Here is a 24,683-nt window from a genome sequence, read left to right on the forward strand (position 1 = left end):
AATCAGTGCTCAGAACCTTCGCCCTCAATAGAGGTACGGCCACGGCGGTTCACGTCCTGCTCGAGGATCTCCAGGAATGACTCGAAAGTCATGGTTCCCAGGTCCTCGCCGCTGCGCGTCCGCACGGCGACCGTCTGGTTCTCTACTTCCTTATCGCCGATCACCAGCAGATAAGGAACGCGCTGTAATGTGTGCTCGCGGATTTTAAAACCGATCTTCTCGTTTCTCAAGTCGGCGACCGCACGGTAGTTCAGGGCACCCAGGTGCTGCTCCAGGTCGCGGCAGTAGTCGGCCTGGCGATCGGTGATATTCATCACCGCCACCTGCTGGGGAGCCAGCCAGGTGGGGAAGGCCCCCTCGTAGTGCTCGATCAGGATACCGATAAAGCGCTCGAAGGACCCCAGGGTGGCGCGGTGCAGCATCACCGGGGTCTGGCGGGAACCGTCTTCCGCCACATACTGGGCGTCCAGGCGGCCCGGCATGGAGAAGTCCACCTGGATGGTGCCGCACTGCCACACCCGGCCCAGGCAATCCTTCAGGGAGAACTCGATCTTGGGCCCGTAGAAGGCGCCCTCGCCCGGCAGCTCTTCCCAGGGCAGGCCGGCCTCGTCCAGCGCCTGCGCCAGGGCCTTCTCGGCCTTGTCCCAGCTCTCGTCGGAACCCACGCGCTGCTCCGGGCGGGTCGAGAGGCGGTAAATCACCTCCTCGAAGCCGAAATCCCGGTACACGGAGTGCAGCAGGTCCATGAAATCGGACACTTCTGACTGGATCTGGTCCTCGGTACAGAAGATATGGCCGTCGTCCTGGACGAAGCCGCGCACCCGCATCAGGCCGTGCAGGGAGCCGGACGGCTCGCTGCGGTGGCAGGAGCCGAACTCCGCCAGGCGCAGTGGCAGGTCGCGGTAGCTGCGCAGGCCCTGGTTGAACACCTGCACGTGGCAGGGGCAGTTCATGGGCTTGATCGCGAACTGGCGCTCCTCGCTGGTGAGCGAGAACATGTCGTCACCGAACTTGTCCGCGTGGCCGGACTTCTCCCACAGGCTGAAGTCCACCAGCTGCGGGGTCTTGATCTCTTTGTAGCCCGCCTTGCGCTGGCGCTGGCGCATGTACTGCTCGACGGTGCTGTAGATGGTCCAGCCGTTCGGGTGCCAGAACACCATGCCCGGTGCCTCTTCCTGAATATGGAAGAGATCGAACTTCTTCGCCAGCTTGCGGTGGTCGCGCTTCTCGGCTTCCTCAATGCGGTGCAGGTAGGCCTTGAGGTCTTTCTTGTTGCCCCAGGCGGTACCGTAGACGCGGGTCAGCATCTCGTTGCTGGCGTCACCACGCCAGTAGGCCCCAGCCACCTTGGTCAGCTTGAAGGCCTTGAGCTTGCCGGTGGACGGCACGTGCGGCCCGCGGCACAGGTCTTCGAAGTCGCCCTGGCGGTAAAGGGAGATATCCTCGTCGGTGGGGATATCGGCAATAATCTGCGCCTTGTACTCCTCGCCGATTTCGCGGAAGTGCTTCACCGCCTCGTCGCGGGGCATCAGGCGGCGGCTGACCGGGATATCTTCCTTGGCCAGCTCCTCCATGCGCTTCTCGATCTTCTCCAGGTCTTCCGGCGTAAACTGGCGCTCGTAGGCGAAGTCATAGTAGAAGCCGTCCTCGATCACCGGGCCGATAGTGACCTGGGCGCCCGGGTACAGCTGCTTGACCGCCTGGGCCAGCAGGTGCGCGGTGGAGTGGCGGATGATCTCCAGCCCTTCCGGCTGGCGATCGGTCACAATGGCCAGCTGGGTATCGTGGTGGATCACATAACTGGTATCCACCTCTTTGCCATCGACAACACCGGCGAGCGCGGCCTTGGCCAGGCCGGGACCGATATCGGCGGCAACATCGTGTACGGAAACCGGGTCAGAGAATACGCGATGGGAACCATCGGGAAGAGTGACAACAGGCATTGTACGTCCTTCTATCAGTGGCGATCCCTACGAAAGACCGCGTGATTACCTGCCCGTCGGCTGTCTGCCTTGCGGGCAGTTGGCCCTGTCTGTGGGCCAGGGAAACCCGGCGCCTCGGCGCCGGGAAGAGAATCTGGTAGACCCGAGCAGATTTGAACTGCTGACCTCTGCCATGTCAAGGCAGCGCTCTAACCAACTGAGCTACGGGTCTGGAGGCTTGCATGCGGGGGTGCCCGCTGCAGAGGACGCGAACTTTAGCACCACGGTTTGGGCTTTTCAACACACTTATGCCAGAAATTTATTACGCCAGCTGGCGCGCGATTCAGCAAGCGGTTCCCGCTACCGGACCGCGGGGAATACCCACCGCATGGCCACTTACTGTAGCTGCATGCACATCCCCTGTAGCATGTCCGGCCCGATCCAACCCCGCAAGGAAACCGCCGTGCCGGCCAGACCAGCCACAGGACCCAACCTGCTCGACAACGGCTATGCCCTCGCCTTCCTGGCCGCGGCACTGTTTTCAATCAAGGCCATCTTTATCAAGCTGGCCTACCGCCACGGCGTGGACGTGGAAACCTTTATCCTGCTGCGCATGCTGCTGGCCCTGCCCTTTTACCTGGCGATCCTGGCCAGCCTGTGCACCCGCGGGCAGTGGCGGCCGGTGCCCGGGCGCACCCTGGTGCTGACCGTCGCCCTGGGCATCTGCGCCTATTACATGGCGAGCTTCCTGGACCTGCAGGGGTTGCGCTACATCAGCGCCAACTTCGAGCGCCTGATCATCTACCTCTACCCCACCATGGTCCTGCTGCTGGGCTGGTGGGTGCAGGGCAAGCCGGTCGAGCCGCGCCAGCTGCTGTGCATTCTCGGCGCCTACGCCGGCATCCTGTTGATCTACTGCAGGACCAGCAGTTTTCCACCGGCGAGGCGGTGCCGGGCTGGACCGGCCTGGGCGCCACCAGCTGGGGCGCACTGCTGACCCTGGGCGCCGCTTTCTGCTTTGCGCTCTATGTGACTTTCAGTGAGGCGCCGATCCGCAGGCTCGGCAGCCGGCAGTTCACCGCCCTGGCGATGCTGGCCGCCAGCGGCGCCATCGCCATACACTTCCTGCTGCAGGGCAGCTGGCTGCGACTGGTTCAGCCGTGGCCGGTATACACCTATGCACTGGCGGTGGCCTTCCTGTGCACGGTACTGCCCTCCCTGATGATGAGCGCTGCCATCGAGCGCATCGGCTCGGCCAGCACCGGCGCCATCGGCAGTTCCGGGCCGGTGGTCACCCTGGTGGCGGCCGCCTGGGTGCTGGGGGAACCCTTTTCCCTGGTGCATCTGCTGGGCATGGCGATCATTATCGGCAGCCTGCTGCTGTTGAAATCCGGCAGGGGTAGCCCGGCAAGTGCCGGGGCGAGGCAAAAGGCCGCAGCTGGCAGTGCGGCCGGGGAAAATAAACCGGAAGGCGGTAACCCGGGACGCGGGAGCGCCGGCTAGCGCTCCCGCCGGAATCAACCGGCCTCTTTCAGGGCGGTGATCTCGTCGCGCAGCCGCGCGGCGGACTCGAACTCCAGGTTCTTGGCATGCTGGTACATCTGCTCTTCCAGCTCCTCGATCCTGGCCCACTTCTCCTTGTCGGACAGCGGCTCGGGCCCGGCCTTGTACTTGCCCTTGCCCTCGGCCACCTTGCGCCGGCCCCTGGGAACACCGGGGGCGATGGCGCCCTCCATGATATCGGCGACACTCTTGCGGATACCCTGGGGCGTGATGCCGTGCTCCTCGTTGTGGGCGAGCTGCTTCTCGCGGCGGCGCTCGGTTTCATCGAGGGCGCGCTGCATGGAATCGGTGACCTTGTCGGCGTAGAGAATCGCCCTGCCCTCGAGGTTCCGGGCGGCGCGGCCGATGGTCTGGATCAGCGAGCGGTCGGAGCGCAGGAAGCCCTCCTTGTCCGCATCGAAGATCGCCACCAGCGAAACCTCGGGCATATCCAGGCCCTCCCGCAGGAGGTTGATGCCCACCAGCACATCGAACTCACCAATGCGCAGGTCGCGGATAATCTCCACCCGCTCCACGGTGTCGATATCCGAGTGCAGGTAGCGTACGCGGACACCACTGTCGCTCAGGTACTCGGTCAGGTCCTCCGCCATGCGCTTGGTCAGCACGGTGATCAGCACCCGCTGCTCCGCCTCCACACAGCGGTGGATTTCCGAGAGGCAGTCGTCCACCTGGGTAGAGGCGGGCCGCACTTCCACCACCGGGTCCACCAGGCCCGTGGGCCTGACTACCTGCTCCACCACCGCCTGCGCATGCTCGGCCTCGTAAGGCCCCGGGGTGGCGGAGACGAAAACGGTCTGAGGCGCCAGGTGCTCCCACTCCTCGAATTTCAGCGGCCGGTTGTCCAGCGCCGACGGCAGCCGGAAACCGTATTCCACCAGCGTTTCCTTGCGCGAGCGGTCACCGCGGTACATACCACCGATCTGCGGCACGGTGACATGGCTCTCGTCGATAAACAGCAGGGCGTCGTGCGGCAGGTAGTCGAACAGCGTGGGCGGCGGCTGGCCGGAGTCGCGCCCGGAGAGGTAGCGGGAATAGTTCTCCACGCCGTTGCAGTAGCCCAGCTCCTGCATCATCTCCAGGTCGTATTTCGTACGCTGCTCCAGGCGCTGCGCCTCCAGCAGCTTGTCGTTGTCGCGCAGCTGCTTGAGGCGCACCCGCAGCTCTTCCTTGATCTGGTCGATGGCGCTGACAATGGTTTCCCTGGGCGTCACATAGTGGGACTTGGGGAAGATGGTGATGCGCGGCACCTTCTGCAGCACCTCACCGGTCAGGGGATCGAACAGGGTGATCTCCTCGATCTCCTCGTCGAACAGGGACAGGCGCACCGCCTCCAGGTCCGAGTCTGCCGGGTAGATATCAATCACGTCCCCGCGCACCCGGTAGGTGGCGCGGCGGAAGTCAGTGTCATTGCGGGTGTACTGCAGCTCCGCCAGCCGGCGCAGGATGGTCCGCTGGTCCACCAGGTCGCCCCGGTCCAGGTGCAGCACCATCTTCAGGTACTTGTCCGGGTCTCCCAGGCCGTAGATGGCTGACACGGTGGCCACCACGATCACATCCCGGCGCTCGATCAGCGCCTTGGTGGCCGACAGGCGCATCTGCTCGATATGCTCGTTGACCGAGGCATCCTTCTCGATAAAAGTGTCAGAGGAAGGCACATAGGCCTCCGGCTGGTAGTAGTCGTAGTAGGAGACGAAGTACTCCACCGCGTTCTTGGGGAAGAACTCCTTGAACTCGCCGTACAGCTGCGCCGCCAGGGTCTTGTTGTGGGCCATGACGATCGCCGGTCGCTGCAGCCGCTGGACAATATTGGCCATGGTGAACGTCTTGCCCGAGCCGGTTACGCCCAGCAGGGTCTGGTGGCTGAGACCGTCCTCGATGCCCTCCACCAGACTGTCGATAGCGACCGGCTGGTCCCCCGCGGGCTCGTACTTAGAAACAACCTGAAACGGACGCGATTCCATAAACTACTTCGCCTGAACCTAGTGAAAGCAATCCCGGATTGTAGGCCGAGGCACTCGCCGGCCACAAATCGACACGCCAGATCACCGCAAAGTCGTAGAACTGGACGCCTGGTCGCCAGTGTGCCGTGTTTTTGTACAATCCGGTGTCAAAATTAAAATACTGGTAAATCAATAAGTTAAAGTGCAAAAAAGGGGTTGACCTACCCGGGGGCCGTCTATACTATACGCGCCATCTGAACGGCACGGCCGACAAGATATTCCGCCTTAGCTCAGTTGGTAGAGCAATTGACTGTTAATCAATGGGTCGCTGGTTCGAGCCCAGCAGGCGGAGCCAAATACGAGAAAGGCCCCTCAGCGAGAGTTGAGGGGCCTTTCTCGTATTTGGCCTTCAAGTATGCGCTGGGCGAGAAGAGCCCAGTTGGGTGAGGCAAGTGTTTGCGACGGACACGTCGCACGCAGCCGAACGACGCCAATCTATGATTGGCGGCCGGAGGAGCCAAACACGAAAGCCCCTAGCGAAAGCTAGGGGCTTTTTTTGTTTGCGGAGCCTGCTGGGCGCAGGCCAGTTGGGTGAGGCAAGCGTTGGCGACGGACACGTCGCGTGCAGCCGAACGCCGCCAATCTGTGATTGGCGGCCGGAGGAGCCAAACACGAAAGCTCCAGGTGAAAGCCAGGGGCTTTTTTCGCTCCGGCAGACCCCTCTCAAACCAAATAAAAAGGGCCCCCCGATCCACACCGGGAAGCCCCTGTCCTGTTGCCCCAGCCTTGTATTGGCGGGCCCAGCAGCCAGCCGCTCCGTTACTTCACCGCCTCACCACTGACCGGTAACAGTTTCACTTCGCCCCCTTTTCTGACGGGCGCCTCACCCTCCTGGCGGGACCACACCACGTCGACCAGGCTCTGCCGGGGATTGTAGTCACGGACGGCGCTCTGCAGGAGCTGATGGACCCTGGTGCAGTCATAGCGTTTGCAGGCTTCCCTCAGGTCGGCAATCAGGGCCTGCAGCTGCTCGCTCTCGAGGCGCTCTTCCTCGGCTCGCATGATCATGGGGTGATCGGTGCCGGAGACACTGTCACCGAGCAACAGCTCCTCATAAAGCTTTTCGCCAGGCCGCAGACCCGTGATCTGGATTTCAATATCGCCTTCCGGGTTTTCTTCATCCCGCACGGAATGCCCCATAATCTGGATCAGGCGGCGGGCCAGGTCGTAGATGCGTACCGGCTCGCCCATATCGAGCACGAATACATCGCCATTGCGGCCCATACTGCCGGCCTGCAGGACCAGCTGCGCAGCCTCCGGTATGGTCATGAAATAGCGCGTTACCTTGGGATGGGTCACGGTCACCGGCCCGCCGGCATTGATCTGGTCTGAAAACAGCGGGATTACCGAACCGGACGAGCCCAGGACATTGCCGAAGCGGACCATGCAGATGCGGGTCTTGTTAAAGCGACGGCCAAAGTCCTGGCAAATCAGCTCCGCCAGACGCTTGGTGGCCCCCATTACATTAGTCGGACGGACTGCCTTGTCTGTGGATACCAGCACGAACTGCTCGACGCCACAGGCCTCCGCGGCCTCGAGCACCGACATAGTCCCGAGTACGTTGTTGTCAGCACCCATGACAACATTCTGCTCCACCAGCGGCACATGCTTGTACGCTGCCGCGTGATAGATGGTCTGGACAGAGAAGCTGTCGATGATCTCGGCCATGCGTGCGCGGTCACGGACATCCCCCAGCAGCGCCGTGACCTGGATCTGCTCCCCCTCATCCAGCTGTTGCTGGTAAAGCTCGCGCTCTATCTGGTAAAGCGCGAACTCAGAAGTCTCAAGCATAATCAGGTGGGCCGGGCGCCAGTGCGCGATCTGGCGACAGAGCTCCGAGCCAATCGAGCCACCGGCACCGGTCACCATCACCACCTTGCCACTGATCGAGGAGGCGATCAGGGACTTCTCCGGCTCTACCGGCGCGCGGCCGAGAACGTTCTCGTAGATCTGGGAAAGGTCAGAGCTTCGCCCCGCCCCGTCGACCAGCTCCTCGAGCCCCGGGATTACCTTCACCACCAGCCCGCGTTCACGCAGGTCACGGGTAATCTCCCGGCGACGGCGCTTGGGCACACCCGGCATGGCCAGCAATACTTCGGAAATATCGCGCTCGGCCACCACATCCAGGATATTCCCGGGGTTGTATACCAGCACGCCGTCAATCAGCGTTTTCTGCTTGGCGGCGTTGTCATCAAAAAATGCCACCGGCTTGTAGATCTCACCGTGCACCAGGGCCTTGTAGAGCTGCAGCCCGGCGGTACCCGCGCCATAGATGGCCACGCGGGTCTTGTGGATCTCCATGGCCATCTGGTAATAAAGACGCACCAGCCAGCGCGATCCGCCCACGGCAATCAGCGCAAAGCACCAGTAGATCACCGGCACCGAACGCGGCACCCCGGCGTAAGTCAGGTATGAAGCCACGGCCAACACCACAGCGGAGGCCGTGACTCCCTGCAATACAGCCACCAACGCCTGCTGGCCCATATAGCGGATGACGGTGCGGTAAAGGCCAAGCCTCAGGAAAATAAAGCTACTCGAGCCAAGGGTTAACCCGAGGCATATGAGCATCTCACTCTCGATCGCCCAGGCCACGCCATTCAGGCGGATCGACATGGCCGCCATAAACGCGGCACTGAGCATCACCAGGTCATGGAAAAGCATCAATGCCGGCTTGTAGTTTTTGTGCACCGATCGCAATAAACGCGTCACTGTTCTTTTTAGCTCCAAGCTTTCCCCAGCTCCCGGCTCCGGCCGGGTCATTTCTTCTTGATTCTCAAAGTTGCCGTGAAGTCGCCCTCGACGGCTCAGGCCACTTCCAGCGCAGCCAGCCCAATTGCGGCAATGCCCGCAGCGAGCATAAAGACCACCTGCCTGTGCAATGCGCTGCGCACCCCGATACTCAGGGCGCTGCGCTGGTAAAGATGCTCGCGGTGCGCCTCCCACCAGCGCTTGCCGTTCAGCACCCGCCGCACCAGTGTATAGGTGGCGTCCACCCAGAAGGGCGCAAACACCACCACTGGCACCAGCAGCCCGAAAGTATCCCGCTGCCAGCCAAACAGGGATACCGCCACCGCCGCAAGCCCAAAACAGGTCGAACCCGCATCCCCCAGGAAAATCGTTGCCGGGGGCCAGTTAAAGCGCAGGAACACCAGCGCGGTAACCACGACAGTGGCGCAAAGCCCCGCGAGGCCCCAGTCGGCCCGCCAGGCAGCCAGGAGCCCCAGCGAAGAGAAACCAATGGCGGCCATACTGCCGGCCAGGCCATCGATACCATCCATAAAGTTGTAAAGGTTCACCATCCATACGCCGGCAAGCAGCAACAGCGGGTACCACCACCAGGTGAGACCTGCGGGCAAGGCCAGTAATATCAGGCCCACTGCTGCGAAATGCACCGGCAGGCGAATCGCTGCGGAAACATGGCGAAAATCGTCAACCACCGAAATCAGCAACAGTATCCCGAAGGCTGCAGCCACCAGGGGCGACGGCGCCACCGGGGCTACGCCAGCCGCCAGCGCCCATCCCGCCAGCAGCGCCCAGCCGCCGGTACGCGGGACCGGTGCGTCATGCATGGAGCGGTGGTTGGGCACATCCATGGCCAGCCGCCCTGCCCCCGACAGCAATATTGTCGTTGCCGCGTAACTGCCTATCGCGGCCAGCACCAGGGGCAGCCACCAATCCGACATCCATTCTGTCACAGGTTACCTCGTAAATACTGGCTACAGCGCTGTTCCGCGCCCCGGGACAGCGCCCGGCGCAGGCGCGCAGCACTATAGAACTGCCCGGCATCCAGCTCAAGCGCGGCGCGAGTCGTGGGTCGTGACCGCAATGGCCGCCGCCCCGGCTTCGTGGCATAGAAAACCCGGTCCCCGGACTGGAACACAAAACCCGGGTCGGCGCCCGGGTTCAGGGAAATGGACTCGCGGGTATGCTGGGGACTGCGCGCGCAACAGGGGTTACCTTGCTGCGCGCGGGATATGGACACCACCGGCAGTCCGGATTCGACCAGCTGGTGGCACAGTGCCGCACCAATATAACCGGTGCCCCCGATAATTACCCAACGACTCATTCAGTTACTTCGTTTGTTGTTGTTCACTCAACCCGTTCTGGCCACCCTAGTGGAAAAACTCCGACTAAAACACCGGATACGGCCAAAAATCAGCGATCAGAGTGTGATTTTGTCGCGATTCTTCTCGAGTGTCGCGGTGCCGACCCCCTTGATTTCCAGCAGCTGCTCCACCGAGGTAAAGGGACCATTCTTCTTCCGGTACTCGATGATCATCTCCGCCCGTACTACGCCAATACCGTCAAGCTTCTCGGCGATTTCCTCTGCGCTCGACTGGTTGATATTGACCTTGCCGGCAGGCAGCGCGGCCTCATCGACTTTCTTGTCAGCGGCTGCCTCTTCCGCAACGGCAAAACTCGAGCCGTAGACCAGGACAAATACCGCGAACAGTGCAATCAGCGGGATGCGGATCAGTTTCATAAGTTGCCTCCAAGCATTTTCTCGTCTCCTTGATACCGGGACCGCTTTTGACTCCCCAGGCCAGAGAAACTCTACCAGCCCGGGCTGTCATTTTGGGGGCAAACTGATTACACACGCTTACACTGTTATTGAATTTCCTCGAGTATTGCTTTAAGGGCCTCCAGTGGCCGCTCGGCACCGGTAATGGGCCGACCGATCACCAGATAATCGGAGCCCCGATCGAGGGCGTCACGCGGTGTCACGATGCGGCGCTGGTCCTGGGCAGCGGCCCCTTTCGGCCGGATGCCCGGGGTTACCAGGGAAAACGCCTGGCCACAAAGTTTTTTCAACGCACCGGCTTCCTGGGCGGAACACACGACGCCATCCAGCCCGCTCTCCTGTGCCAGTTTCGCCAGCGCCTGCACCTGCTCGGGCAGCGGTCGCTCTACCCCCACCTCCGACAGCTCCTCCGCTGCAGTACTGGTGAGAACCGTCACCCCAATCAGCAGCGGCCGCTCATCGCCCAGCGGGGCGATTGCCTCTCTGGCGGCCTGCATCATACGTGCACCGCCGCTGGCGTGGACATTGACCATCCAGACACCCAGCTCCGCCGCCGCACGCACCGCACCGGCAACCGTATTGGGGATATCGTGGAACTTGAGATCCAGGAAGACCTCGAAACCGCGCCCCACCAGCGCCCTGACCAACTCGGGACCGGCGGCGGTGAAGAGCTCCTTGCCCACCTTGACCCGGCAGAGGCCCGGGTCCAGCTGGTCCGCCATGGCCAGGGCCTGTTCGGCGTTTTTATAGTCGAGAGCGACAATAACGGGGGAGGAAACCTGGGATTGCAATGTATAACCTCTGAAGTGAATGCTGCGCCGGGGCGCATTATAAAGCAACGACGGCCGGTAGCCCTACTCCCCCTCGATCCCCTTCACCGGGCGGACTGTGTCCCAGTGCTTGCAGCTCGGGCAAAGCCAGTGCAACTGGTTGCCGGAAAATCCGCAATTGTTGCAGCGATAATGGGGCCGCGTGGCGATCAACTGGTCAATCAGGGTTTTGAGCAGGGAGAGGTTTTCCCGCGCACGGCCCTGGGTGCTGTCGATATGCAGGTCCAGGAAGTGCCCCAGCCCCCGCAGCGACGGGCGCTCGGCAAGTTGCCGCCCCATGAACTCCGCCGCTTCCGACTCGCTTTTGCGGCGCTCGATGCGCTCGGTCAGCGTTATCAGCACACTGTTGGTGGGATGCTCGCGGAGCAGCTGCTCCAGGTAGCGGTCGAGCCCGGCCTCATCCCCGAGCGACTCATAGCAGGTGATCAGCAGGTCGAGTATCTCGGGCACATAATCGGGGTTCTGCCGCGGAATCCGCTGCAGCGCCTTGACCGCCTCTTCCGGGCGACCCAGCAGGTATTCCAGGCGCGCCCATAACAGGTTGCCGCGGGCGGAACTGCGGTCGTAGCCAAGCGCCGCATCGATATGCTTGCGGGCACTGAGGTAATCCTTGCCATTGATCGCTTCCTCGGCCAATTCGCAACAGAAATGGGCCTGGATCGAGGCCCACTCTTCCGGCATCCGCTTGAAGCGACGACCGTGCAGCAGGTTGACCGCATGGATCGCCTTGGCCCATTCGCGCTCGTCCCGGTAGACCTCCACCAGGTGCTCCAGGCTGGTATTGCGCAGGTCCGGTGACGCTTCCACCAGCTCCTGCAGCAGGCGCTCCGCGCGATCGAGCCAGCCGGCGGCAATATAGTCCCGCGCCAGCTCCAGCTGTGCCCGTTGCTGGCTCGCGCGGGTCAGGCTGGGGCGGGCCAGCAGGTTCTGGTGCACGCGGATCGCCTGGTCGTGCTCGCCGCGTTTACGCAACAGGTTGCCCAGGGCCAGGTGGGTATCAAAGGTGGTGCTGCTCACCTCCAGCGAATCGATAAACTTGTCGATGGCATCGCCGTGCTGCTCGCTGAGCAGGTAGTTCAGCCCCTGCACGTAGGTACGCGCCAGCGCCTGCTGCTGGTCGCTGCAGTCGGCCTTTTTTCTCAGGCTCCTGCGCCCCAGCAGCCAGCCAATGGCAATGGCGGCGAGCAGGAAGAAGAAAAAGGTGAGATCAGCCAAATCAGTCTCCGGACACCTTGCGGCGCACGGTATAGAGCTCTTCCTCCGTGCGGTCGAGCTGTTTCTGCAGCCCGCGCACGCGGCGACGCTCGGCATACAGTGGCAGCAGGCTGACAACAAAGCCCAGCAGCACACCGAACAACAGCGCACCGATCAGCCAGAACCCCACGCTGCCCTCAGGCATGGCCTGGCCGACAAAGCGGGGGGCAATAGTCTGGGGATTATCAACCGCGAAATAGACACCGATTGCGATACAGATGAGGGCCAGGGCCCCATACAGGATACGCAGCAGCCAGCGCAAGAATGACAAGGGAACCTCCGCCTCGGGCAAGGGGTAACAAATCAACGACGGCAACTACCGCCAATCATACTTCGGAGATGGTCTCTTCGTGCATGCGCTGGTTGACCCTGTCGCGCAATTCCTTACCGGGCTTGAAGTGGGGCACATACTTCCCAGCCAGCGCCACCGCATCTCCCGTCTTGGGGTTGCGACCGGTGCGCGGCGCACGATAGTGCAGGGAAAAACTGCCAAACCCGCGGATTTCGATCCTCTCTCCTCTGGCGAGGACATCCGACATGGAATCCAACATTACCTTCACCGCCAGCTCAACATCCTTCACCGGCAGTTGGTCCAACCTCAACGCAATCCTTTCGATCAGCTCGGACTTGGTCATGCGCCCCTAAACCTTGTGTAAGTCATTGATTATTCTAGATTAGAGGGCAATCATGTAACAGAAAGCCGGACTGGGCAACCCCAGTCCGGCTTTCTTATAACCCCAGGCAATCAACCTGGGGAGATCAACAACCAGAGACTATTAGTCTTTGTTGTTCATCTGGGCCTTGATCAGGTCACCGATAGTCGCCGGCTGAACCTGCTCAGCCTGCTTCTTGCTGTGATCCTTGATGGCCTGCTTCTCGTCGTCCTGGTCCTTGGCCTTGATGGAGAGGCTGATCACGCGGTTCTTGCGATCCACGCTGGTGATCTTGGTCTCTACTTCTTCGCCTTCTTTCAGGACATTGCGGGCATCTTCCACCTTGTCGCGGCTGATCTCGGAAGCGCGCAGAACGCCCTCGACTTCGTCCGCCAGGGTGATGACAGCCTGCTTCGCGTCAACTTCCTTGATGGTACCGGTCACGATGGTGCCGCGATCATTGGCAGTCACGTAATCGGTGAACGGATCGGACTCCAGCTGCTTGATACCCAGGGAGATACGCTCGCGATCGGAGTCGATACCCAGGATAACGGTCTCGATCTCATCACCCTTCTTGAACTTGCGCACAGCTTCTTCGCCGGACTCGTTCCAGGAGATGTCGGACAGGTGCACCAGGCCGTCGATACTGCCGTCCAGGCCGATGAAGATACCGAAGTCAGTGATGGACTTGATCTTACCGGAGATCTTGTCGCCCTTGGCGTATTTACGCGCGAAGGCATCCCACGGGTTCTCCTGGCACTGCTTGATACCCAGGGAGATACGACGACGCTCTTCGTCGATATCCAGAATCATTACCTCGATCTCGTCGCCTACGGAGACAACCTTGGACGGGTGAATGTTCTTGTTGGTCCAGTCCATTTCGGAAACGTGAACCAGACCTTCGACGCCCTCTTCCAGCTCGGCGAAGCAGCCGTAGTCGGTGAGGTTGGTGACAGTCGCCTTGACGCGGCTGTTCTCCGGGTAACGCTGCTTGATGGAGACCCACGGATCCTCGCCCAGCTGCTTCAGGCCCAGGGATACACGGCTGCGCTCGCGGTCGAACTTCAGAACCTTGACTTCGATCTCGTCGCCAACGTTCACGATCTCGCTCGGGTGCTTGATGCGCTTCCACGCCATATCGGTGATGTGCAGCAGGCCGTCGATACCGCCCAGGTCCACGAAGGCACCGTAGTCGGTCAGGTTCTTCACGATACCCTTGATGGTCATGCCTTCCTGCAGGCTTTCCAGCAGCGCTTCGCGCTCTTCGCTGTTGGCCGCTTCCATGACCGCACGACGGGAAACCACAACGTTGTTGCGCTTGGCGTCCAGCTTGATGACCTTGAACTCGAGCTCTTTGCCTTCCAGGTGGGTAGTGTCACGTACCGGGCGGACATCTACCAGGGAGCCCGGCAGGAATGCGCGGATGTTGGATACGTCGACAGTAAAGCCACCCTTGACCTTGCCGCTGATAACACCCTTGACCACTTCGTCGGCCGCGTGGGCAGCGTCGAGGATCTTCCAGGCTTCAGCGCGCTTGGCTTTTTCGCGGGACAGACGGGTTTCACCGAAACCGTCTTCAACTGCTTCCAGGGCTACCTGTACTTCGTCACCCGGTTGCAGGCTGACTTCCCCATTCTCGTCGGCGAACTGGGAAGCGGGGATAACACCTTCGGACTTCAGGCCGGCGTGTACAGTCACCCAGTCTTTGTCCACGTCGATTACCACACCGGTCACGATGGAACCGGGGGCCATCTCTACGCTTTTAAGGCTCTCTTCAAAAAGATCAGCAAAGCTTTCGCTCATTACATTACCTATTTAACTGGACCCAGCCGATGGCAACATTGAATTGTAGTCAACCGCCAGCAAAGGCCCCACCCACGCTGCCAGCACGTGGGGTCGGATTACAACAACGGCCGGGCAATTCTGGCTGATCCCGGCCGCTGTCGTTGAATTTTCAGTTTGTCCGCACCGCGAGCCCCGCGGGAGCAACCTTCCTGGTCCTGCCGCCTATCCGGCAGTACCGATCCGCTCCTGAACCAGCTGCAGCACCCGCTGCAGGACACCGTCTATATCCACCCCGGTACTGTCCAGCTCGACCGCGTCGTCAGCGGGAGCCAGCGGGGAGGCCTCGCGGTTCATATCGCGCGCATCGCGGGCGCGGATGTCCTCCAGCAGGTCGCGGAGGCTAACAGAAACCCCTTTCTCCCGCAACTGCTCGAACCGACGCCGGGCGCGCTCTTCCGCGCTGGCGGTCAGGAAGACCTTGACCGGCGCGTCGGGAAACACGGTGGTGCCCATATCGCGCCCGTCCGCCACCAGCCCCGGGGCCTGACGGAAATCGCGCTGGCGCTGCAACAGGGCCGCACGCACCCCCGGCATGGCTGCCACCCTGGATGCGGCCATGCTGACGCGCTCCATCCGGATATCCCGGCTGACATCCCGTCCCTCAAGGATGGCAGCAGTCTCGCCATCACGCAGCTCGAAGTGGATATCCAGGTTGGCCGCGATTTCGGTCAGTGTAGCCTCGTCGGTCAGGTCAGCCTCGCGCTCCAGCGCCGCCAGGGCGGTGAGGCGGTAGAGGGCTCCGGAATCCAGCAGGCTGTAGCCCATTTGCTCTGCCACCAGCCGGGCGATGGTGCCCTTGCCGGAGCCACTGGGCCCGTCGATGGCCACCACCGGCGGCCGCTGTTCTGTATCAGTCATAGTGTTCGGCACTTTCTTCGCTACTTCTTTTTGGGGGCGCCTTCAGCCCGGGGAGTGGCCCGCGACATGGCCCCGGGCTCATTCTCGTCCAGCCCGCCCCGCTACTCCGCCCTGTTACTCCTGGGCCAGCTGCAGCCCGGCGCGCTGCGCCAGGCGGACGAAATCCGGGAAGGATGTCGCGACGTTGGCGCAATGCTGGATGCGAATGGTACCGCTTGCACGCAGGGATGCCACCGCAAATGCCATGGCAATGCGGTGGTCACCGAGGCTGTCCACGGTACCCTCGCCAAACACGCTCCCCTCGCCGGAGGCTCCCTGGATCACGATACCGTCCGGAGTCGGCTCCGCCCGGACACCGAGGATCCTGAGGCCGTCCGCCATGGCCTGGATGCGGTCACTCTCCTTGACCCGCAGCTCCTCGGCACCGGTGAGTACGGTCTCCCCCTGCGCACAGGCCGCGGCCACGAACAGGGCCGGGAACTCGTCAATCGCGAGCGGCACCTGGTCTTCGGGGATACGGATACCGGTCAACGGCGCGTAACGCACGCGGATATCGGCCACCGGCTCGCCACCCACTTCACGCCGGTCGAGCAACTCGATGTCCGCGCCCATGGCCCGCAGGATATTGATCACACCGTCGCGGGTGGGGTTGATCCCCACATGCTCCAGCAGGACCTCGGAGCCCGGCGCGATGGCCGCCGCCACCATAAAGAAGGTAGCGGAGCTGATATCGGCCGGCACGTCGATACGGCCGCCGTGCAGGCGCCCGCCCCCGCGCAGGCTGGCCCGGGGGCCATCGCGCTGCACCTCATAACCGAAACCACTGAGCATACGCTCAGTATGGTCGCGGGTGGGCGCCGGCTCGTTGGTACTGGTCTCGCCCTCGGCGTACAGCCCCGCCAGCAACACGCAGGACTTAACCTGAGCACTCGCCATGGGCAGCCTGTAGTCGATGCCGTGCAGCCGGCGGCCACCGGTAATCTTCAGCGGCGGTCGCCCTTCCGGCCCGGTCTCGATTTCAGCACCCATTTCCCGCAGCGGGTTAGCGACGCGGTTCATCGGACGTTTCGAGAGGGATTCATCGCCAGTCAATGTCACATCGAAAGACTGGCCTGCCAGCAGGCCCGCCAGCAGCCGCATGGAGGTGCCGGAATTGCCCAGGTAGAGCGGCCCGGGCGGCGCCTGCAGCCCGTGCAGGCCCACACCGTGGATGACTACACGCCCGCGATCGGGCCCCTCGATCAGCACCCCCATATCGCGGAACGCCTGCAGAGTGGCAAGGGCATCCTCCCCCTCGAGGAAGCCCTCCACCTCGGTAATACCCTCGGCCAGCGAGCCGAGCATGATCGAGCGATGGGACATGGATTTATCCCCGGGGACCCGCAGGCTGCCAGCAACTGCGCCGCCGGGGCTCGCGATAAAGGTAACTTCCTGTTCTTGCATGTTTTCTGTATACGCTTTCTTGGCCAACATTTTGGTGAAGTGATCCCGGGCCGCCTTGGCCCGGGTGAAAGTGCCCATCAGCCGGTCGCTGTCGCCGGTGGCAATGGCACCGCGCAGCTCGGAGAGGTTGGCACTGTAGAGGTCGATCGCCGCCAGGATGGCATCCCGATTCGCCAGCATGATGTCCCGCCACATGGTGGGGTCACTGGAGGCGATACGGGTGAAGTCGCGGAAGCCTCCGGCGGCATAACGGAAGATATTTTCGTTCTCGGCATCGTGAGCCAGGGTATCCACCAGCCCATAGGCAATCACGTGCGGCAGGTGGCTGGTGGCGGCCAGCACCTCATCGTGCTCGCGCACCGGCATGGTCAGAACCTCGGCGCCCACCGCCTGCCACATCCGCTCCACACGCCGGAAATGCTCACCAGCCGTCTCTTCCAGCGGCGTAAGGATCACCCGGTGGGCGATGTACAGGTCATCGCGGGCAGCGGTGACCCCACTCTGCTCTGAACCCGCGATAGGGTGCCCCGGCACCAGGAATTCCGGCAACCGGCCCCAGACCCTGCCTGCGGCCTCCACCACACTGCCCTTGACGCTGGCACCATCGGTCACAGTAACCCCCGGGGGCAACCGGTCCCGCAGGAGTTCGAACACCCCCTGCACTGCCAGGGTGGGGACTGCGACAAAAATCACATCCCCAGCCCCCAGTTCCGGCAAGACGTCCTCGAGCGATGTCACCGCCCGGTCGGCGATCCCCAGCTCCAGCGCCTGCTCACAGGTTTCCCGGCGCCGCGCGACGCCGATGACTTCGGCGCAGGCGCCGGCCGCCTTCAGCGACAGCGCCAGGCTGCCACCGATCAGGCCGATCCCCACTACCACCAGGCGGCCGACAACGGGCTCCGGCATCACAGTACCCCGCGCGGGTAGGATCCCAGGACCTTGAGGTCGGCGGCCCGGGCGCCGACCTCCTTCAGGGCCGCGGCCACATTGGCCGAATCGCGATGGCCGACGAAATCGATAAAGAATACGTAGGTCCAGTTACCCGACTGGGATGGGCGCGTCTCCACGCGCGTCAGGTCGATTCCGTGCTCCTGGAAAGGCGCCAGCAGGTCGTGCAGGGCGCCGGGCTCGTTGCGCATGGACACCATCAGGGAAGTCTTGTCATCGCCGCTGGCCGGCACCTGCTCGGAGCCGATGATCAGGAACCGGGTTGAATTGTCGGGACGATCCTCGATCTTTTCCGCCAGCACCTTGAGGCCGTACAGCTCGGCAGCCATGTCACCGGCGATAGCGGCGGCGTTCCACTCCCCTTTCACCCGCTTGGCCGCCTCGGCGTTGCTGGCCACAGCTATCCGTTCCACATTCGGGTAGTGGGCATCCAGCCACTTGCGGCACTGCGCCAGGCTCTGCGCATGGGAATAGATACGTGTGATGGCGTCGGGCCGGGTAATATCGGAGATCATCAGGTGGTGGTGGATGCGCAGCTCCACCTCACCGCAGATATGCAGGTTGGAGTGCATGAAGTTGTCCAGGGTGTGGTTGATCACACCCTCCGTGGAATTCTCCACCGGCACCACACCGTAAGCCACGGCACCGGCCTCCACCTCCCGGAACACCTCGTCGATCGCCGCCAGCGGCCGGCTCTCTGCGGAATGACCGAAATGTTTCAGTGCCGCCTGCTGGGTAAAGGTGCCCTCCGGGCCCAGGTAGGCCACCTTGACCGGCTCCTCGAGCGCCAGGCAGGCGGACATGATTTCGCGAAACAGGCGCGCCATTTCCTCGTCGGTCAAAGGCCCCTTGTTGCGCTCCATTGCGCGCCGCAGCACCTGAGCCTCGCGCTCGGGCCGGTAGTACAGCGCAGAGGCACCAGTGGCCTTCTTGACCTCGGCCACTTCCAGTGCGCACTCCGCCCGGGCACTGATCAGTGCCGCGATCTTGCCATCGATTTCGTCGATGCGATCGCGCAGCTCACCCAGCCGCGGATCGACGTTTACGGTTTTTTCACACATGCCCTTGCTCACATTTTCCCTGTTAAACACTCATCCCATACGCTTTTCGAAATCTGCCATAAACGCCACCAGCGCCTCTACGGCCTCCATCGGCACGGCGTTATACAGCGAGGCGCGCATACCACCCACGGACCGGTGGCCCTTCAGGTTCAGCAGGCCGGCGGCTTCCGACTGCTCGAGGAAAGCCCCATCCAGGCTGTCATCCGCAAGCACGAATGGCACGTTCATGCGCGAGCGGCTGCCGGGCTCCACCGGGCTGGAATAAAAGTCACTGCCGTCGATGAAGTCATACAGCATGGCGGACTTGCGCCGGCTTTCCAGTTCCATCGCCGATACACCGCCCCGCGCCTTCAACCACTTGAACACCAGTCCGGACAGGTACCAGGCAAAAGTGGGCGGCGTATTGTCCATGGACCCGGCATCGGCGGCGACCCTCCAGTTGAGGCTCCGGGGGATACCGTCCAGGGCCCGGTCCAGCAGGTCGTCGCGCACAATCCCCACCGCTATCCCGGAGGGACCGATATTTTTCTGGGCGCCGGCATAAATCATGCCGAACTTTTCCACCGGAATCGGCCGCGACAGGATGTTCGAGGACATATCCGCAACCAGCGGGCAGGACACCTCCGGCACATAATCAAACTCCACCCCGCCGATGGTCTCGTTGGGCGTGTAATGGAAATAGGCCGCATCCTCGCTCTGCTGCCAGCTGTCCGGGCCGGGGGCGTAGCTGAAGTTGCGATCTTCACTGGACGCCACCACATTGACCGGGCCATAGCGGCGGGCCTCGGCGATCGCCTTCTTGGCCCACTGCCCGGTGTAAATATAGTCCGCGACCCTTCCGGGGCCGCCAAACAGGTTCCAGGGTACGGCGCTGAATTGCGCAGTGGCGCCGCCATGCAGGAACAGCACCTTGTAGTTGTCGGGAATTGCGAGCAGGTCCCGCAGGTCCTGCTCGGCGGTTTCCGCCACCTCGGTAAATTCCGGCGAGCGGTGGCTGACCTCCATCACCGAGCAACCGCGGCCGCCCCAGTCGAGCAGCTCCTGTTGCGCCTGGAGTAAAACCGGTTCCGGCAAGGCCGCGGGGCCGGCACAGAAATTGAACTTCCTCATTGATTGAATTCCAACGCCTGAATAAATGGTTACAGAAAAAACTAGATGACTGGACGCAAAAACAGCGGTTAAGTGAAAGACCTGTCACTAAGCAGGACGATTTTTAGTGTACCGGGGTCAAAAAAGGCCGCGATAAATCGCAGCCTTTTCTGGGGAAGCCTGGGGGCGGTCACTCTTCACCGCCCTGGTCTCCATCCTCTCCGTCCTCGTCCTCACTCTCCTGGATACGCGCGAGGCCCCTGAGCTTCTCGCCCTCCTTAAGCCGGATCACCCGCACACCCTGGGTATTGCGGCTCAGCAGGGAAACCTCATCGACGCGGGTGCGCACCAGGGTGCCCAGGTCGGTGATCAGCATGATCTCCTCGCCCGGGTGCACCTGGCAGGCACCTACCAGCTCGCCATTGCGCTCACTCTCGGCGATGGCGATCACGCCCTGGTTACCACGACCCTTGGTGGGGAAATCCTCCAACAGGGTCCGCTTGCCATAGCCGTTCTCGGTCACGGTCATCACCGCGCCACCCTCTTCCGGGATCACCATGGCGATAACGTACTTGCCCTCGGGCATGCGGATACCGCGCACACCGCGGGAGATACGCCCCATGGAGCGCACATTGCTCTCGGAGAAGCGGGCGGCCTTGCCGCCACTGGTCAACAGCATGACATCGCGCTGGCCGTCGGTGATGGCAGTGGCCACCAGGCGGTCGCCCTCTTCCAGCTCAATGGCGCGCAGACCGACACTGCGCGGGCGCGCGAACGCCGGCAGCGGGGTCTTTTTCACGGTGCCGTTGGCAGTGGCAAAGAAGATGTAATGGTTCTCGTCGTACTCGGACACCGGCATCATGCTGCTGATGCGCTCGTCGTCCTCCAGGGGCAGCATGTTGACCATCGGCCGGCCGCGGGAGGCGCGGCCGGCGGTGGGCACCTCGTAAACCTTGAGCCAGTAGACCTTGCCCTTGTTGGAGAAGCACAGGATGGTGTCGTGGGAGTTCGCGATCAGCAGGTGCTCGACGAAGTCCTCGTCTTTCACCTGGGTGGCGGACTTGCCCATACCGCCGCGGCGCTGGGCCTGGTAGTCGGCCAGCGGCTGGCTCTTGGCGTAGCCGCCGTGGGAAATGGTGACCACCTTGTCTTCCGGGGTGATCAGGTCCTCGACGGTCAGATCCTGGCGCGAGGCCACAATCTCGGTGCGGCGCTCGTCACCGAAGTCACGCACCAGCTCCTGCAGTTCCTCGCGGATCACCTCCATCAGGCGCTCAAAACTACCCAGGATATGCAGGTACTCGGCGATCTGCTCCAGTCGCTCTTTGTACTCGGCCAGCAGCTTGTCGTGCTCCATGCCGGTCAGGCGGTGCAGGCGCAACTCCAGGATCGCCTGGGCCTGGGCCGGCGACAGGTAATAGGAGCCGTCATCCCGCATGCCGAACTCCTTCGGCAGGTCGTCCGGGCGGCAGGCATCGGCGCCAGCGCGCTCCAGGAACTGCTGCACCTCGCCCACGGCCCAGCCCTTGGACAGCAGCGCCTCACGGGCGTCCGCCGGGGTGGCCGAGGACTTGATCAGCTCGATCACGGGGTCGATATTGGCGATCGCAATCGCCAGGCCCTCGAGGATATGGCCGCGCTCCCGCGCCTTGCGCAGCAGGTAGACGGTACGGCGGGTGACCACTTCCTGGCGGTGGCGGATAAAGTGCTCGAGCAGCTGCTTCAGGTCCAGCACCTTCGGCTGGCCGTCCACCAGGGCCACCATGTTGATGCCGAACACGCTCTCCAGCTGGGTCTGGGAATACAGGTTGTTGAGAACCACTTCTCCCAGCTCGCCACGCTTGAGCTCGATCACCACGCGCAGCCCGTCCTTGTCAGACTCGTCGCGCAGCTCGGAAATACCCTCGATCTTCTTGTCTTTCACCAGCTCGGCAATGCGCTCGATCAGGCGCGCCTTGTTCAGCTGGTAGGGGATCTCGTGAATTATGATGGTTTCTTTGTTGGCCTTGTCGTCGCGGACCACCTCGGCCTTGGCGCGCACATAGATACGACCGCGACCGGTGCGATAGGCCTGCAGGATGCCGGCGCGGCCGTTGATGATGGCGCCGGTGGGCAGGTCGGGACCGGGGATGTGCTCCATCAGGTCGTCGACTGTCGCCTCCGGGTTTTCAATCAGGGCCAGGCAGGCCTTGACCACCTCCCCCATGTTGTGGGGCGGGATATTGGTGGCCATACCTACCGCAATACCGGAAGAGCCATTCACCAGCAGGTTCGGCACCCGCGACGGCAAGACTTCCGGCATCTGCTCGGAACCGTCGTAGTTGTCGATGAAATTGACGGTTTCCTTGTCGAGATCGGACAGCAGCTCGTGCGCGAGCTTGTCCATGCGGATCTCGGTGTAACGCATGGCCGCCGGGCTGTCGCCATCGATGGAACCGAAGTTGCCCTGGCCGTCCACGAGCGTGTAGCGCATGGAGAATGGCTGCGCCATTCGCACGATGGTGTCGTATACCGCAGAGTCGCCGTGCGGGTGGTATTTACCGATGACATCGCCGACCACACGCGCCGATTTTTTGTACGGCTTGTTCCAGTCGTTCTTGAGCTCGTTCATAGCGAAAAGCACGCGCCGGTGCACCGGCTTGAGGCCGTCGCGCACATCCGGTAGCGCGCGGCCCACGATAACGCTCATCGCATAGTCGAGATAGGACTGCTTGAGTTCTTCTTCGATATTGATCGGAGAGATTTCTTTGGCTAGCTCGCCCATATTTTTCCGGCATTCCTTAAATAGTTATCACCGCCGCCACTGCCCCCGGCGGCCGGGCTGGCTCAACAGGCGCCACTACTGGACGCTCGCCGCCCCCTTCCACCACGGGTCCGGGAATCGATCAAGCGCACAATGTTACCACAATTGGCGCACTGTAGGACGCTCCCTGTCACCCCCGGTCATGGACATGGCCGCCCCCGGTCGCCGCGGGTACGCCGGCTCAGGCCGGAGGCCTCACCAGCAGGCACCAGGTGTCCCGGCCCCGGTCCGTCTGCCCCCCCCCAACGCCCGTGAACACAACGCGGCTGCGGGCGCCGGCCATCTCCAGCCTGGACCACCCGTGCCACGCTACAGCAGTTGCAGAGGGAACCTGCAAACCGGGCGAACTGCGCCTTGCCGGCAACAACCCGGCGGCCCTGTTATCACCATTTGGCATCAGGCAGTACACTAGCCCGACCAACCGTTACCCGTTTCGCGACAAGGCGCACCACAATGCAACCCTCCAGGCCCCAGCACCAACTGATCGACACCCTGATACACGCCCGCTGGATCATTCCAGTGGTCCCCGAGGGACGGGTGTACGAGGATTGCGCCCTGGCCGTGAACCGCGGCCAGATTGTCGCCCTGCTGCCCGCCGCTGAAGCCGCCAGCCGCTATACCGCCACGGAGGAGATACGGCTGGACCAGCACGCGCTGATCCCCGGATTGATCAACACCCACACCCACGCCGCCATGAGCCTGCTGCGCGGCTTCGCCGACGACCGGCCATTAATGGAATGGCTGAAGCAGCATATCTGGCCCACCGAACAGGCCTGGGTGGAGCCCGGCTTTGTCGCCGACGGCAGCCGCCTGGCGATCGCCGAGATGCTGCGCTCGGGCACCACCACTTTCGCCGATCAGTATTTCTTTCCCGAGTCCACCGCCGAGGTGGCAAGGGAAGCCGGGATCCGGGCCCAGATCGCCTTTCCGGTAATCGACTCCCCCACCCCCTGGAGCCGCGACGGAGAAGACGCTCTGCAGAAGGGCCTGGCCCTGCGGGATGACTACCGTTCCCACGAGCGGGTGGGTGTGGTGATTGCTCCCCACGCCCCCTACACAGTGGGTGACAACACCCTGGAGAAGATTGCCGTCTACGCTGCCGAAGCGCAGATCCCGGTGCAGATACACCTGCACGAGACCGCCGGTGAGGTGGAGCGGGCGCTGGTGGAGTCCGGCGAGCGGCCTACCGAGCGCCTGGCGCGCCTGGGACTGCTGACCCCCCAGACACTCTGTGTGCATATGACTGCCACATGCGACCGGGACATCGAGCTGCTGCGGGAAAGCGGCGCCCATGTGGCGCACTGCCCCAGGTCCAACCTGAAGCTGGCCTCCGGCTTCTGCCCCACTGCGCGACTGCTCGACGAGGGAGTCAACGTTGCCCTGGGCACGGACGGCGCGGCGAGCAACAACAGCCTGGACCTGCTGGCCGAGGCAAACACCGCGGCGCTGCTGGCCAAGGCGGTCAGCGGCCGGGCCGACGCCCTGCCCGCACACCAGGCGCTGGCCATGGCCACCATCAACGGTGCCCGGGCACTGGGCCTGGACCGCCTGACCGGGAGCCTGGAACCGGGCAAGTCCGCTGACCTGGCCGCGATCAACCTGGGTGCCCTGGAGCAGCAGCCGCTGCATGATCCCGTTTCCCAGCTGATTTATACCGGCAGCGGCCACAATGTGAGTGACGTCTGGGTCGCCGGCCGCCAGCTGATGCGCGGCCGTGAGCTGCAGACACTCAACGAGACCGACGTGATTCTACGGACACGCTACTGGCGTGATAGAATCGCCGGTGAGATTCGCTGAAGCACCGGCAACGGCCGGGAGCAAACAGCGTTGCAAGTTGTCTGAAGCCCCACCGCCAAGAGCCCGGGGGCACCAGACCGAGACTGGAAGACTGA

19 protein-coding genes and 2 tRNA genes are annotated in these 24,683 nt (G+C 62.7%); 4 read left to right on the forward strand and 17 right to left on the reverse strand.

The annotated features are described in order from the left end of the window. Positions 1-2: 2 nt before the first annotated feature. Positions 3-1,943 (reverse strand): threonine--tRNA ligase, encoded by a 1,941-nt coding sequence (thrS, locus tag LVD11_RS09740; RefSeq protein ID WP_237058468.1) that lies wholly within the window; start codon positions 1,941-1,943, stop codon positions 3-5. Positions 1,944-2,077: 134 nt separating this feature from the next. Then, positions 2,078-2,154 (reverse strand) — tRNA-Val (locus LVD11_RS09745). Positions 2,155-2,385: 231 nt separating this feature from the next. Here LVD11_RS09745 and LVD11_RS09750 point away from each other — a divergent pair. Next, on the forward strand, positions 2,386-2,919 hold the full coding sequence (locus LVD11_RS09750) for a DMT family transporter (RefSeq protein ID WP_237058470.1): 534 nt from the start codon (positions 2,386-2,388) through the stop codon (positions 2,917-2,919). Next, positions 2,871-3,425: a DMT family transporter gene (locus LVD11_RS09755; RefSeq protein ID WP_237058472.1), complete on the forward strand. Its 555-nt coding sequence runs from the start codon at positions 2,871-2,873 to the stop codon at positions 3,423-3,425. The genes LVD11_RS09750 and LVD11_RS09755 overlap by 49 nt, the downstream gene beginning before the upstream one ends. Before the next feature lie 14 nt (positions 3,426-3,439). Here LVD11_RS09755 and uvrB read toward each other — a convergent pair whose 3' ends face one another. Next, positions 3,440-5,446 (reverse strand): excinuclease ABC subunit UvrB, encoded by a 2,007-nt coding sequence (uvrB, locus tag LVD11_RS09760; protein WP_237058475.1) that lies wholly within the window; start codon positions 5,444-5,446, stop codon positions 3,440-3,442. A 258-nt stretch (positions 5,447-5,704) separates the two neighbouring features. On the opposite strand from uvrB, the gene LVD11_RS09765 reads away from it, so the two are divergent. Beyond that, positions 5,705-5,780 (forward strand) — tRNA-Asn (locus tag LVD11_RS09765). 464 nt (positions 5,781-6,244) lie between these two features. Here LVD11_RS09765 and LVD11_RS09770 read toward each other — a convergent pair. The 14 genes from LVD11_RS09770 to gyrA form a co-directional block, all read right to left on the reverse strand. Continuing rightward, positions 6,245-8,194 (reverse strand): polysaccharide biosynthesis protein, encoded by a 1,950-nt coding sequence (locus LVD11_RS09770; protein WP_237058477.1) that lies wholly within the window; start codon positions 8,192-8,194, stop codon positions 6,245-6,247. Between the two features lie 95 nt (positions 8,195-8,289). After that, positions 8,290-9,180 carry an MraY family glycosyltransferase gene (locus LVD11_RS09775; RefSeq protein ID WP_237058487.1) on the reverse strand — a complete coding sequence of 297 codons (891 nt, stop codon included), beginning with the start codon at positions 9,178-9,180 and terminating at the stop codon, positions 8,290-8,292. Continuing rightward, a complete protein-coding gene (locus LVD11_RS09780) occupies positions 9,177-9,551 on the reverse strand; it encodes an NAD-dependent epimerase/dehydratase family protein (RefSeq protein WP_237058489.1) in 375 nt (124 codons plus the stop codon). The genes LVD11_RS09775 and LVD11_RS09780 overlap by 4 nt, the downstream gene beginning before the upstream one ends. A gap of 96 nt (positions 9,552-9,647) precedes the next feature. After that, positions 9,648-9,968 (reverse strand): ComEA family DNA-binding protein, encoded by a 321-nt coding sequence (locus LVD11_RS09785; RefSeq protein ID WP_237058491.1) that lies wholly within the window; start codon positions 9,966-9,968, stop codon positions 9,648-9,650. A 125-nt stretch (positions 9,969-10,093) separates the two neighbouring features. Continuing rightward, positions 10,094-10,798, reverse strand: a complete 705-nt coding sequence (gene pyrF, locus LVD11_RS09790) for an orotidine-5'-phosphate decarboxylase (protein WP_237058493.1) — start codon at positions 10,796-10,798, stop codon at positions 10,094-10,096. 63 nt (positions 10,799-10,861) lie between these two features. After that, positions 10,862-12,052, reverse strand: a complete 1,191-nt coding sequence (gene lapB, locus LVD11_RS09795; protein ID WP_237058495.1) for a lipopolysaccharide assembly protein LapB — start codon at positions 12,050-12,052, stop codon at positions 10,862-10,864. A 1-nt stretch (position 12,053) separates the two neighbouring features. Then, complete coding sequence (locus LVD11_RS09800) at positions 12,054-12,362, reverse strand: LapA family protein (protein WP_237058497.1); 309 nt, start codon at positions 12,360-12,362, stop codon at positions 12,054-12,056. Positions 12,363-12,417: 55 nt separating this feature from the next. Next, entirely contained in the window at positions 12,418-12,726 is a 309-nt protein-coding gene (gene ihfB, locus LVD11_RS09805) for an integration host factor subunit beta (RefSeq protein WP_237058499.1), read from the reverse strand. A gap of 141 nt (positions 12,727-12,867) precedes the next feature. Continuing rightward, entirely contained in the window at positions 12,868-14,547 is a 1,680-nt protein-coding gene (rpsA, locus tag LVD11_RS09810) for a 30S ribosomal protein S1 (protein WP_237058501.1), read from the reverse strand. 204 nt (positions 14,548-14,751) lie between these two features. Next, complete coding sequence (gene cmk / locus LVD11_RS09815) at positions 14,752-15,447, reverse strand: (d)CMP kinase (RefSeq protein ID WP_237058510.1); 696 nt, start codon at positions 15,445-15,447, stop codon at positions 14,752-14,754. 114 nt (positions 15,448-15,561) lie between these two features. Then, entirely contained in the window at positions 15,562-17,796 is a 2,235-nt protein-coding gene (locus LVD11_RS09820) for a bifunctional prephenate dehydrogenase/3-phosphoshikimate 1-carboxyvinyltransferase (RefSeq protein WP_237058512.1), read from the reverse strand. Then, positions 17,796-18,899 carry a prephenate dehydratase gene (gene pheA, locus LVD11_RS09825; RefSeq protein ID WP_237058514.1) on the reverse strand — a complete coding sequence of 368 codons (1,104 nt, stop codon included), beginning with the start codon at positions 18,897-18,899 and terminating at the stop codon, positions 17,796-17,798. The genes LVD11_RS09820 and pheA overlap by 1 nt, the downstream gene beginning before the upstream one ends. A 30-nt stretch (positions 18,900-18,929) precedes the next feature. Continuing rightward, entirely contained in the window at positions 18,930-20,009 is a 1,080-nt protein-coding gene (gene serC / locus LVD11_RS09830) for a 3-phosphoserine/phosphohydroxythreonine transaminase (protein ID WP_237058516.1), read from the reverse strand. 169 nt (positions 20,010-20,178) lie between these two features. Then, the gene (gene gyrA / locus LVD11_RS09835; RefSeq protein ID WP_237058518.1) at positions 20,179-22,752 is read right to left on the reverse strand and encodes a DNA gyrase subunit A; all 2,574 of its coding nucleotides are present in this window, start codon (positions 22,750-22,752) and stop codon (positions 20,179-20,181) included. A gap of 492 nt (positions 22,753-23,244) precedes the next feature. Here gyrA and LVD11_RS09840 point away from each other — a divergent pair, with 492 nt between their 5' ends. Next, on the forward strand, positions 23,245-24,588 hold the full coding sequence (locus tag LVD11_RS09840; RefSeq protein WP_237058521.1) for a TRZ/ATZ family hydrolase: 1,344 nt from the start codon (positions 23,245-23,247) through the stop codon (positions 24,586-24,588). Positions 24,589-24,683: the final 95 nt, after the last annotated feature.

It is taken from the genome of Microbulbifer sediminum (genome assembly GCF_021729035.1).
GTDB classification, from domain to species: Bacteria; Pseudomonadota; Gammaproteobacteria; order Pseudomonadales; family Cellvibrionaceae; genus Microbulbifer; species Microbulbifer sediminum.